Origin of the sequence: Gleimia sp. 6138-11-ORH1, assembly GCF_024814355.1 — a bacterium.
In the GTDB taxonomy this organism is placed as follows: domain Bacteria; phylum Actinomycetota; class Actinomycetes; order Actinomycetales; family Actinomycetaceae; genus Gleimia.
This window is the reverse complement of record NZ_JANUXV010000003.1, coordinates 34,813-46,558: the sequence shown is the minus strand read 5'-3', so window position 1 is coordinate 46,558 and position 11,746 is coordinate 34,813. Positions and strand designations below refer to the sequence as shown.

Genomic DNA, 11,746 nt, shown 5'->3' with positions numbered 1-11,746 from the left:
AAAAGTAAAGTCACCTGGCTATTTGTAACCAGGTGACTTTCTGAGAGGTTTTACGCGAAAAGTTCCGGGAACCACAGAGAGATTTCGCGTTTAGCATTCTCTGGACTATCTGAACCGTGGGCAATATTTTCGATTACACCCGGTTCCCATTCGCGCCCAAAATCTCCGCGGATAGTTCCCGGTGCCGCTAAAGTAGGGTCGGTTACGCCCAGCATAGCTCGCATTCCGGTGATTACTTGCCCGCCCTGCACTACCATAGCAACAACTGGGCCACTGGTCATGTAGCTGAGAATTTCGGGGAAGAAGGGGCGTTCTACCAGTTCATGATAGTGGGCACGCAGCAGGTCCTCTTCTGCTTCCATAATTTTAATGGCAGTTACCTGGTAGCCTTTGCGTTCGATTCGGGCGATTACTTCGCCGGTTAGGTTACGCCTGTAGCCGTCTGGCTTCATCACAATCAGAGTACTTTCGACAGCTTCGTCAAAAATTGGGCGACCCATGTTTCCTCCTTTAGATACTGGTCTATTTTTTCAGTTTACCGGCTACTGCGGCGGCTTATTTTCTTTCCAGCTTGCGAATTTTTAGTTTTTCAAACTGGTTTTCCCGTAGCAGTTTGCCCTTATATAGTTAAGCCCCGCCCAGGCTGAGAAATTTTCTGCTGGTGCGGGGCTTAACTGTTTTAGCCGAGTTCTTTAACTACGGCTTCTAATATGCTGTTTGCCGCGTTTCCGGTAGCCACGATAGTGACCGTGTCTCCGCCTTTAGTTCCCAGTCCCATTAGAGCCAAGACTGAGCGGGCGTCCACACCGTTGATGGTTACTTGCGCGTCTACCCCGGCAACGGTGCGAGCCACCATCGCAGCTGGGCGGGCATGTAGCCCGTCGGGGTCAGCTAAGACAACTTGGGCCGATACTGCTCCAGCGGGAATCTCAATCGGGTTTTCAACTTTTGCCGAGGGCGTTGCCTCTGCGCCGGTTTCTTTCTCCCGGTAATCCCACTGCAAGGTAGCTTCTTTAACGGCGTTAAGTACCGTTTCTAAGTCGCCGTCTTGTTGGGCAGCCACCGCCGCTAAAACGGCGCCTTCCACCAGTGGTCCGTCAATCCACTGGGCGTTGTCATCGCCGAGGAATTCTAAAACGTTTTCCACGGTCATCGTGGCAGAGCCCAGGTCAGAGAGGATCACCACGGCGGAAGTTGCGATTGCTTCTGTCACCGCAGCGTCAATTTTGTCGAAGCTAGTGCCAATCCCGCCCTCGTCATTGCCACCGGCTGCCAAAATCAGCACATCTGGTGCCATTTGTGCAGCCACTTCAGCTAAGCCTTCTGCTAACTTTGCTGAATGGGAAACTAGCACTAAAGATACTGGTTTCGCCATGTCAGCTCACTTTCACAGCGGCAACGGCCTGTTCAAAAATGATTGCTGAGGAAACGGCACCGGGATCTAGGTGTCCGATTGAGCGTTCCCCCAGGTAAGAGGCACGCCCCTTAGTTGCTTTCATTTCCAAAGTTGCTTCTGCTCCGCTGCGCGCAGCTTCCGCGACGGCAACCAGAACTTCAGCGGCGGGTTTGCCACTGTCAGCAGCTGATTTGGCGGCTTCTAATGCTGCTGCCCAAGCATCTACCATGGTTTTTTCCCCGGTGGTAGCTTTACCACGGGCTTGGATCCCACCTAAGGCGGCTTCAATGAGCTCAACTACGTCAGTTGCTTCCAGTTCTGGTTTAGTGCATTTGCCAGCAGCCCGCAGGTAGGCGGTGCCATAAAGTGGCCCAGCTGCCCCACCGACGGTGGAGAGCAGTGTTTTTGCCACCAGTTTCAAAGCTGAAGCAATGTCGGTAGTTTCAGTGGTTCCCAGGGCTTCGACTACTGCGGTGAAGCCGCGATCCATATTTTCACCGTGGTCGCCGTCGCCGATGGCTCGGTCCAGGTCAATCAGGTAGTCGCGGTTTTCGTGGATTACTTTCCGGCAGTTTTCGATCCAACGTAGTGCCCACTGAGTATCTAAGGTCATTGATTACATTCCTTTCCGGTATGCCACGGTGTTTACAGGTGCGTCGAATAGTTCAACAACGTCATCGTGGACTTTCAGTAAAGTGATGGAACAGCCTGGCATTTCCAAAGAGGTAACGTAGTTACCTACCAGGGTGCGCACCGGGGTGATTCCGTCTCGTTTAAGCAGTTCGTGTACTTTGCGGTTTACGATGTACAGTTCTGACACGGGGGTGCCGCCCATGCCATTGACGAGGACGATTACTTCATCTCCGCTGGCAAAAGGAAGGTCTGTTTTGATCTTTTCGTACATTTCTTCAGTCAAAACGTCTGCTGGTGCCATGGGGATCCGGCGGTAGCCGGGTTCACCATGGATACCGATTCCCATTTCTACTTCAGTTTCGTCAAGATCGAAGCTGGGCTTACCGGCGTGAGGGACTGTGCAAGCGCCTAATGCCAATCCCATGGAACGAGTGTGGTCATTGACTTTTTGCGCGATTTGCCTAACGGTTTCTAAGTCATCTCCGCGTTCGGCGGCGGCTCCGGCAATCTTTTCAACTAAGAATGTGCCGGCTACGCCACGTCGTCCTGCGGTGTAGAGGGAGTCTTCAACTGCCACGTCGTCATCGGTAACTACGGTAGCAACTTCAATCCCTTCCATTTCGCATAGTTCCGCCGCGGTTTCAAAGTTAAGGACGTCACCGGTGTAGTTTTTGACGATGTGTAGTACACCTGCCCCGCGGTCAGCAGCTTTAGTAGCTTCTACGATCGGGTCGGGGGTGGGGGAAGTAAAGACTGCACCCGGAACTGCTGCGTCAAGCATTCCAAAGCCCACAAACCCTCCGTGCAATGGTTCATGTCCGGAACCACCTCCAGAGATTAAGCCTACTTTTCCAGCTTCTTTTGGATGTGTTCGAGTAATGTAATCGGGACCGTAGTGGACGGTGATTATCTCTGCGTGGGCAGCTTCAAAACCTTCAAGACTTTCTTTTACTACACTATGTACGTCATTAACTAGCTTCTTCATACTTTTCTCCTTTGAGTTGCGGCGACTTCTTTGACGCCCAAAGCTATGGGTTTACTAATAGGCGCAAACACAACCTATCATTTCAATCTTTACACAATCGCTTTTCCTTGTCAGCAGAAACCACGATTGCTAGCGAATGTTCAAATTTACAAATTTTAATGAGCGGTTTTCTCAAACTACCTGCAAACTAAAAAAGGCGGACGACTTTGTCATGCCGTCCGCCCCATTTTTAGGTAGATAATCTTTAACGCATTAGGAGTTCTCTAGCTTCACCAGCCAGAACTACTGATCCAAAGACCACTACCCCTGTTGAAGTCGCTGGGTCTAAGGTTGAGTCGCATAGTTCCACTGCTTTATCTACCGCATCAATTAGCTTTCGCTGTAGATGCACCCGATCTGGGCCGAATACGTCACTGGCAATTTCTGCAAGTTCTTCCACGTCCATCGCCCGGGGACTATTCATGGTGGTAACTACAATTTCATCTAAAACTGGTTCTAACTCAGCCAATACAGATTCAACATCTTTATCCGCCATAGCTGCGTAAACTCCAGTTATGAAGGAGTAGTCGAAAGATTCTCCCAGCGCCTCAGCTAAAGCGTGAGCGCCATGTGGGTTATGCGCTGCGTCCACCAGAATGGATGGAGAGGTACGGACTATTTCCATACGTCCGGGGGAAGTTGCCATGGCGAAGCCTTCTTCTACGATAGAGGCTTCTACCGCGCGCCCTCCGTTAAATGCTTCCATGGCAGCTAAAGCTAAAGCCGCGTTCTGCGCTTGGTGAATCCCATGCAGGGGAACAAAAATATCTTGATAAAGGGCAGCTGGGGTTTGTACTGAGATAACTTGACCGCCCACCGCGACCCGCCGATCAACGATCATGATATCGTCGCCAACAAACCGGATTTGCGCACCGACTTTCTGTGCGTGTCGGCGCAATACTTCCTCAACTTCTGGTTCTTGCAACGCAGAAACAGCAATCGCTCCTGGCTTAATAATATCTGCCTTAATCTGGGCAGCCTCTACCGCGGTATCTCCCAAATAGGCTTGGTGGTCTATTCCAATTGGAGTAATCACCGAAACTTCTGCGTCCAACACGTTTGTGGCGTCCCAAAGCCCACCTATTCCCACTTCAACTACCGCAGCGTCTACCGGAATATCAGCAAAAGCTGCTAAACCTACTACGGTAAGAACTTCAAAGAAAGATAGCTGCGGGCCGTCCTGTCGCTTTGAATAGTCGTCCACAATCGAAATGTAGGGGGCTACATCAGCGTAAGCTGCTAAAAACTGGGCTTGGCTGATGGGTTCTTCATTTACACAAATTCGCTCACACATGGTATTCAAATGTGGGCTGGTGTAGCGTCCCACTTTCCGCCCAGATGCCTGCAGTAAAGCTGATAGCATCCGCGAGGTTGAGGTCTTGCCATTTGTGCCACTGACGTGCACACTCCGGTAGGAAAGCTGTGGGTCGCCCAGTAGGTTGAAAGCCATTTTTACGCGTTCTAGCGTGGGGTCGAACTTATTTTCCGGGGTCCGTCTAAGAATCGACTCCTGTAGGGCTAAGAACTGAGTTTCAACCTGCTGAGCTTCCTGTTTAGTCATCAGCTGTGGGCGAGAATACGAAGGTTCTTCATCTAAATCATCTTCCGGCACACCGAAACGGTGTTCGTCGAAAAACGACCGTAGTTCATCTTGAACATCACGATTAACGGTTTGTTCAGCTAACTCAGCGGTGGTGGGCTGGTAGTCAGCTTCACCTGAGTCTGCTAGATATTCCACCAAATCTTCATCTAGATGAACTTGGTATTCTTCGTTTTCATGCCCTGTGGTCACTACTTTTCCTTTAGCTAGGGATTTTATCTGCTGGTTAGTCTAGCTTAGCTACTGTCACTGCCAGTTCAACACCGGCTACTACAGTTGCTTCTAAGGCAAGAGTCTCATGCTTAATCATCTCTAGATGTGCTGTGGTTGCTGCAACTTTTGCCTCTGGAACAGTGATCTGCAAAGAGATCCGGTCAGCTACGTGAAGGCCAGTGTTCTTACGTTCGTCTTGGACGGCGCGAATCAAGTCACGCGCATACCCTTCAGCTTCTAAAGCCTCATCTAAAGTAGTATCCAAGACGATGAAAGAACCAGAGGCTAAGACAGCGGCAGTGGTACCTTCCGCAGCAGCTACCTTAGTCGCTAAAGTAAACTGGCCCGCTTCAAGTTTCACCGGAGCTCCATCTACCAGGATTTCTGGGAAGATGACGCTATCTTCAGAAACTTCCCATTTGCCGCTCTTTTGCGCCGCAAATAGCTGTGAAGTGAACTTACGAATTGCCGGTGGGAATTCGCGGGGGTTAAGTCCCAGTTCTTCGCTTACTTCTAAACCACAATCTGCCGGAACTTGTAAAAGAACTTCTTTCACGTTCACTTCAGAGGCGATTAGTTGCGCGTAAGGCTGTAGTTCCACAGCTAAATCAGAAACTACCTGTAAGGAATGAAGTGGCTGACGTACGCGAATCTTCTCAGCTTTACGTAGAGAGTGAGCTGCAGAGACTACGTCGCGGGTTTCGTCCATAGTGGCTACCAGGGCTTTATCTGCCCACGCTTCACCGATATTTGGGTAGTCGGCTAAGTGTACTGATTCTCCTCCGGTTAAACCTCTCCAGATTTCTTCGCTAAGTAGTGGTAAGAACGGAGCAGCTACGCGGGTGAGCACTTCAAGTGCCGTGTAAAGAGTATCGAAAGCATCCGTATCTTCATCCCAGAAACGCTGGCGGGAAGTACGCACATACCAGTTAGTCAGCAGATCTAAGTATTCGCGGATTAAACCAGAGGCTCCGGGAATATCGAAGTTCTCCATGGCTTCTGCCACTGCGTCAGCTAAATCCTTAGTGGAGGCAAGCAGGTAGCGGTCCATTACCGGCAGGGCAGCTACCCGGTTTGCATCATCAAAAGCAATCGCTTTAGCTAAGTAGCCTTTTCCACCGTTACAGGTTCCCGCATAGAGGGTGAAGAAGTAGTACGAGTTCCACATGGGCAGCAGAATCTGGCGGACGGTGTCTCGGATTCCCTGTTCTGCAACGATCAAGTTACCGCCACGTACAATCGGGCTGGACATGAGGAACCAACGCATCGCGTCCGAACCATAGTCGTTGAAAACCCCATTTACATCTGGATAGTTGCGCAAAGACTTAGACATTTTACGTCCGTCATCGCCCAAAACAATCCCGTGCGAGATACAGTTACGGAAAGCAGGACGGTCAAATAAGGCGGTGGCCAGCACGTGGAGGGTGTAGAACCAACCGCGAGTTTGCCCAATGTACTCCACGATGAAATCACCCGGGTAGTGGTTTTCAAACCACTCTTGATTCTCAAACGGGTAATGTACCTGTGCAAAAGGCATGGCGCCAGAATCAAACCAGCAGTCCAGCACGTCAGGGATACGACGCATCATAGATTTACCGGTTGGGTCATCTGGGTTAGGACGCACTAAAGAGTCGATGAAAGGCCGGTGCAGGTCCTTAACCTCTACCCCAAAGTCTGCTTCCAGTTCAGCAATTGAACCGTATACATCAATACGCGGGTAATCTGGATTGTCTGATTTCCACACGGGAATAGGTGAACCCCAGAAGCGGTTGCGGGAAATTGACCAGTCGCGGGCGCCCTCGAGCCACTTGCCGAACTGCCCATCTTTAATGTGTTCTGGCACCCAGCGGATATCCTGGTTAAGTTCAACCATCCGGTCGCGGAACTTAGTAACTGCCACGAACCAGGAGCCTACCGCACGGTAGATCAGTGGTTGGCGGCAACGCCAACAGTGCGGGTAAGAGTGTACGTAAGACGCCTGGCGTACCAGTACTGCACGCTCATTTTCAGGGCGTTTAGCCAGCGGGCCAGAGCCATCACGTAAATCGGTGATGATTAGCTTATTAGCTTCGAATACTTGGATGCCCTGATAATCGGAAACTTCGCTGGTGAAGCGTCCCCCATCATCAACTGGCACAACTGGAAGAATGCCTGCGTCTACACAGATATTCATATCGTCTTCACCAAATGCGGGTGCGATATGCACTAAACCGGTACCGTCTTCGGTGGTGACAAAGTCGCCGGGGATAATATGCCAAGCATTTGGTCCCGGTACTTTTTCGTCTTTATTTACGAAGTAGTCAAAGATTGGCGCGTAGGCGCGTCCCACCAGGTCTGTGCCTTTCATTTCGGCAACTACTTCTGGGTTTTCCCCCAGTTCTCTTTCGTAGGCAGCAAGCAGTGCTTTAGCGAGGATAACTTTTTCACCTGCTAAAGCTCCTTCTGCGGGGGTGACGGTGACGTAGTCTACGTCTGGGCCTACAGCAACTGCCAGGTTAGATGGCAGGGTCCATGGAGTGGTGGTCCAGATGAGCGCTAGTTCTCCGGTTTCTAAGCGTAGTCCCACGGTGACGGTGTTGTCTTGCCGGTCTTGGTAGACGTCGTCATCCATTTTTAGTTCGTGGTTGGATAGTGGGGTTTGGTCGTTCCAACAGTATGGCAGAACGCGGTGCCCTTCGTAGGCTAGCCCCTTATCGTAGAGGGTCTTAAATGCCCAGATGACTGACTCCATGTAGTCTGCGTCCATGGTTTTGTAGTCGTTTTCAAAGTCTACCCAGCGAGCTTGGCGAGTGATATATTCTTGCCATTCTTTGGTGTAACGCATTACCGAGGTGCGGCAGGCGTCGTTGAACGCACCGATACCGATCCCGCATTCGCCTTCGATTTGGGATTTGTCTTCGATTCCCAGGATACGTTCGGCTTCTAGTTCTGCAGGTAGACCGTGGGTGTCCCAGCCGAAGCGTCGTTCTACGTGTGCGCCGTGCATGGTGCGGTAGCGCCCCACCAGGTCTTTTACGTAGCCGGTTAGCAGGTGCCCGTAGTGCGGGAGGCCGTTGGCAAATGGAGGGCCGTCGTAGAATACGAATTCGTTTGCGCCGTTTTCGCCGGCAGGACGGTTGCTAATGGAACGTTTGAAAGTGTCGTTAGCTTTCCAATACGCTAAGGTGGCTTCTTCCATTTGTGGGAAAGAAGGCGCGGCTTCTACGGCTCCGTCGCGGTGTAACGGGTACTGTGCGGAAGTGTTTTCTGTCATTCCTTTTTCGTCCTTTTGGTTCGGCTGGTTTGTTGCCGAGGTTTCGGTTTCTGCAGGTCGCTGAAGCGACTTTTTCCGAGGACGAAGTTAGGACTTCCCTTTAGGTGGGAGGTTTCTGATACTCCGCGGTACCACCTCGCTTGCACTTTTCAGTGCCGCTTGATTACAGCTTTTTCGGGCTTACCCGTCTGGTTCTAATCGGCTTTCCTACCGCTGGTAGGGGCTTTTCTTCCAGATGCTCGTCGGTGATCCCCGGGTTAGTTATTGTTTCCCGGCCGAGTCATAGCACGTCTTATCATAGCTAGATTAGTTTTATTTCAGCAACTGCAATCCATTCTTTGAGCAGTTTAGGGGAGATGATCTCTGTCTCTATTTCAGTTTGGGAAAAGAAAATCGCCTCAGAGATTCTCTGAGGCGATTGACCGGGTGGCTGACGGGACTTGAACCCGCGACGTCCTGGACCACAACCAGGTGCTCTACCAGCTGAACTACAGCCACCATTATTGTTTTTCAACAACATTAGAAGAATACCAGGTATCTCCCCCGCTCCACAAATCCAGGAGCCTGTTACCTACATTACTTAGCGGTTTAGTTGTCACTGCGCCAGCTTCATTCCCCTTGCCTGCGGAAAGCAATAGAGCCTCACCTGTCAGAAAGATTAAAGCTCTACCCGGTTAGAGAATAAAGTATTTTTTGGTGAAATCTCCTGGTTTTACCGGCAAGAAAAAAGTTCGCACCGAAGTTTCCGGTGCGAACTTAAAATGTTTATTTCAGGTTTACCAGTGGGCGCGCACTGAAATAGCGTCTGCGAAGTTCCGTAGCGCCTGCGGGGAAGAGTTTAGGTAAAGCTGGGCGTCCACTAGGGACACTTCCATCACCATGAAGGAACCTTTCCCGTCTGGGACGATGTCCACGCGGTTAAAGAGGAATTGTTCGTCTCTGCCTAAACGGTCTTTCACGTAGGCGTGTACGGCGCGGCGGATTTCTTCACCCCAAGCCCATTCTTCTGAAGTGGCTTCTCGCGCGATTGAAAGAGTTTCATGCATGGAAGCGTCAGTCACTTCAGAGGGGTGCAGCATAGCTTTCTTTTCTACCGCGTGTGAGACTAAACCGTTGAAGAAAACCAGGGAGATTTCACCGTGGGTGTCAATTTCTTCTCGGTAGCGCTGAAGCATTACGGAGCGCCCTTGGGATAGTAAGTCCATTACGTGCAGCACAGCTGCTTGTCGTGACTTAGGTTGAATGGCAGAGTAACGTCCAATATCTCTTAACCCTGAAGATACCGCTGGTTTAATCACGAAGTCTTGAAGTGCTGGGAATCGTGAGTGCACGCGGTGTTTGGAGAGATTATCGGATGGTTCAATCCAAGTAGTTGGGATCACTGGCAGCCCGTATTTTTCTAATACCTGCAGGTAGTGTTTATCCGTATTCCATTCCAATACGTCTGGATGGTTCAAGATACGGGGTACTTGTTTTGCCCAAGCTAAAAATTCTTCACGTCGATTGGCGTAGTCAGAAACTGAGCGGATCACAACTAATCCGGCTTCTTTCCAATCTACTTCTGGGTCGTCCCAGCATTTAATCTGCGGATCACAGTCTCTTTCCCGAAGGGCGTCTAACAGGCCAGCCTCATCGGAATATAAGTTTGGCATTTCTTTTGAAGTTACAAGCGTTACGCGTGGTTTCATACTTCTACCTTAGTGTAAATAGTGCGGACAAGCGTCAGATTCAGCCAATAGTCCTATTGTTAAAGCAATGGTTGCTGAGTTTAACGTAAGCCGACTCGACGACTGAGAGCCAGTTCAATTAGATGGGAAACTAACTCAGAATAGCTTAGCCCTTTTTGCTTCCACATCATCGGATACATGGAAAATGGAGTGAACCCGGGCATCGTATTAATTTCATTCAAAGTAAGCTGTTTAGTTTCCTCATCGTAAAAGAAATCTACCCGAGATAAACCTTCGCACCCTAAAGCTTCAAATACTTCAATCGCCGCATTTTGGATACGTACTTTAACGTCCTCGGAAATGTTAGCGGGAATGGAGAGCTTAACTGCCTCGGGGTCTTGATATTTGGTTTCAAAATCGTAAAAGTCTGCGCCGCAAACCGCGATCTCCCCAATTTCAGATGGGCGCGGGCCATCTGGAAACTCCAGTACCCCACATTCCAGTTCTCTTCCGGAAGTTTCTGCTTCTACGATTACTCGCAGATCATGTTCGCGGGCAGCTTCAATCGCTGCTTCTAAATCAGCAAAATCGGCAACGCGGCTGATTCCCACCGAAGAACCGGCGCGGTTAGGTTTAACGAAAACAACTTTCCCTAAGGCGCGGATTCTCTCTAGCACAGCTAAACGGTTAGTCTGCCACTGCCGGTCAGTGATTAGTTCCCACTTCCCTACTGCAATCCCAGCTTGGGAAATGATGGTTTTTGTCAGGTGTTTATCCATTGAGGTTGCTGACGCGGTCAAACCACAGCCTACGTAACGTAAGTCAGCTGTTTCTAACAGCCCCTGGATAGTCCCATCTTCCCCAAATGGCCCGTGTAACAGGGGGAAAACTACGTCTATTTCGCCCAGATCTTTTAACTCTGCGGGGTTGGTCACTGAGTATCCTACTAGCCGGTTGGTTCCTGCTAAAAGGGCAACTCGTTCGTCTGCGGCATTTACATACGTGCCTTCCCCGTCTTTAAGAGCGTAATGCTGTGGGTCATCTAAGGCAGGCACCCAGTCTCCGCTTACGGTAATCCCCACGGGAATAACTTCATAGCGGGTGCGGTCAATCGCTTCCATCACTGCTGCCGCGGTGGCGCAGGAAATCACGTGTTCCCCGCTGCGCCCTCCGAAAAGTAGCATAACGCGGGGTTTTTTATGGTTTTCTGTCATTTTTATTCTCCCGCAGTTTCCAGGGGTTCGTACGCCTGGGTCTTTGGATTCCAAATCTGTGTGGGTACTGCTTCCCCGCGGATTTGCGCAAGCATACTGCGGATTGCATCTTCCATACGGCGATTAGCGGTAGCAACTGCTTCGCGGTCAGTTTCATCTTGTGGTAAATCGCTTAAATCAATTGCGGGGCCGGCAACCACGGTGGTTGCGTGGCGTTTCCAGAACTTCATAATCGAGTTTCCAAACCGGTGCATCACGTTTTGGCTTCCCCAGTGAGCTATGGGGATTACCGGAGCGCCGGTAGCTAACGCTAAACGGGCTGCCCCCGTTTTGAAGTGCATGGGCCAAAATTCCGGGTCGGTTGTTAGCGTCCCCTCTGGGAAAAGGGCGATACTTTCTCCGGCTAAAATCGCTTTTTTAGCTGCTTCGAGGGCGTCTTTACTACGCTCATTTCCGCGGTGGACTTCCACCATATTGGTTTTACGTAAAAGGCTCCCCAGCAGAGGTACCTTAAATAGGGAGGCTTTAGCCAGGGCGCGTACTGCGACACCCTGATCGGTAATAAAGTGCATTAACACGAAAGCGTCAAACTCGCTCAGGTGATTCATAATCACAATGAATGGGCGATCTTTCGGGAAGTTTTCTTGACCTTTCCAAGTGGCTTTAGTTAGCCCTCTGGTGATGGGACGACAAACTTCCAGTGCCAGGCGATAGATTCCTTCAGGTGCTTTACTCACCGGTTTTCC

At 50.5% G+C, this 11,746-nt stretch carries 9 protein-coding genes and 1 tRNA gene; all 10 read right to left on the bottom strand.

Features of this window, described 5'->3' with window-relative positions; all coding sequences use genetic code 11:
* Nucleotides 1-50 precede the first annotated feature (50 nt).
* The 10 genes from ndk to NXS08_RS05195 all read right to left on the bottom strand — a co-directional run bounded on the left by ndk (nt 51) and on the right by NXS08_RS05195 (nt 11,737).
* The gene (gene ndk, locus NXS08_RS05240) at nt 51-500 is read right to left on the bottom strand and encodes a nucleoside-diphosphate kinase (RefSeq protein ID WP_259138120.1); all 450 of its coding nucleotides are present in this window, start codon (nt 498-500) and stop codon (nt 51-53) included.
* 179 nt (nt 501-679) lie between these two features.
* Nucleotides 680-1,375: a dihydroxyacetone kinase phosphoryl donor subunit DhaM gene (gene dhaM / locus NXS08_RS05235; RefSeq protein WP_259138117.1), complete on the bottom strand. Its 696-nt coding sequence runs from the start codon at nt 1,373-1,375 to the stop codon at nt 680-682.
* Nucleotide 1,376: 1 nt separating this feature from the next.
* Nucleotides 1,377-2,009, bottom strand: a complete 633-nt coding sequence (dhaL, locus tag NXS08_RS05230; protein ID WP_259138114.1) for a dihydroxyacetone kinase subunit DhaL — start codon at nt 2,007-2,009, stop codon at nt 1,377-1,379.
* Nucleotides 2,010-2,012: 3 nt separating this feature from the next.
* On the bottom strand, nt 2,013-3,014 hold the full coding sequence (dhaK, locus tag NXS08_RS05225; protein ID WP_259138112.1) for a dihydroxyacetone kinase subunit DhaK: 1,002 nt from the start codon (nt 3,012-3,014) through the stop codon (nt 2,013-2,015).
* Nucleotides 3,015-3,258: 244 nt separating this feature from the next.
* Entirely contained in the window at nt 3,259-4,845 is a 1,587-nt protein-coding gene (locus NXS08_RS05220; RefSeq protein WP_259138110.1) for a folylpolyglutamate synthase/dihydrofolate synthase family protein, read from the bottom strand.
* Nucleotides 4,846-4,879: 34 nt separating this feature from the next.
* Nucleotides 4,880-8,119 carry an isoleucine--tRNA ligase gene (gene ileS, locus NXS08_RS05215; RefSeq protein WP_259138108.1) on the bottom strand — a complete coding sequence of 1,080 codons (3,240 nt, stop codon included), beginning with the start codon at nt 8,117-8,119 and terminating at the stop codon, nt 4,880-4,882.
* Between the two features lie 425 nt (nt 8,120-8,544).
* Nucleotides 8,545-8,617, bottom strand: a tRNA-His gene (locus NXS08_RS05210).
* 278 nt (nt 8,618-8,895) lie between these two features.
* The gene (locus NXS08_RS05205) at nt 8,896-9,807 is read right to left on the bottom strand and encodes a RimK family alpha-L-glutamate ligase (RefSeq protein ID WP_259138106.1); all 912 of its coding nucleotides are present in this window, start codon (nt 9,805-9,807) and stop codon (nt 8,896-8,898) included.
* Between the two features lie 80 nt (nt 9,808-9,887).
* Nucleotides 9,888-11,000, bottom strand: a complete 1,113-nt coding sequence (locus NXS08_RS05200; protein ID WP_259138104.1) for a D-alanine--D-alanine ligase family protein — start codon at nt 10,998-11,000, stop codon at nt 9,888-9,890.
* 2 nt (nt 11,001-11,002) lie between these two features.
* A complete protein-coding gene (locus NXS08_RS05195; RefSeq protein ID WP_259138102.1) occupies nt 11,003-11,737 on the bottom strand; it encodes a 1-acyl-sn-glycerol-3-phosphate acyltransferase in 735 nt (244 codons plus the stop codon).
* Nucleotides 11,738-11,746 lie beyond the last annotated feature (9 nt).

Coding starts and splice junctions, on each gene's coding strand:
- NXS08_RS05200 (WP_259138104.1), bottom strand. CDS start 11,000: ATGACAGAAAACCATAAAAAACCCCGCGTTATGCTACTTTTCGGAGGG.
- dhaK (WP_259138112.1), bottom strand. CDS start 3,014: ATGAAGAAGCTAGTTAATGACGTACATAGTGTAGTAAAAGAAAGTCTT.
- dhaL (WP_259138114.1), bottom strand. CDS start 2,009: ATGACCTTAGATACTCAGTGGGCACTACGTTGGATCGAAAACTGCCGG.
- ileS (WP_259138108.1), bottom strand. CDS start 8,119: ATGACAGAAAACACTTCCGCACAGTACCCGTTACACCGCGACGGAGCC.
- NXS08_RS05205 (WP_259138106.1), bottom strand. CDS start 9,807: ATGAAACCACGCGTAACGCTTGTAACTTCAAAAGAAATGCCAAACTTA.
- ndk (WP_259138120.1), bottom strand. CDS start 500: ATGGGTCGCCCAATTTTTGACGAAGCTGTCGAAAGTACTCTGATTGTG.
- dhaM (WP_259138117.1), bottom strand. CDS start 1,375: ATGGCGAAACCAGTATCTTTAGTGCTAGTTTCCCATTCAGCAAAGTTA.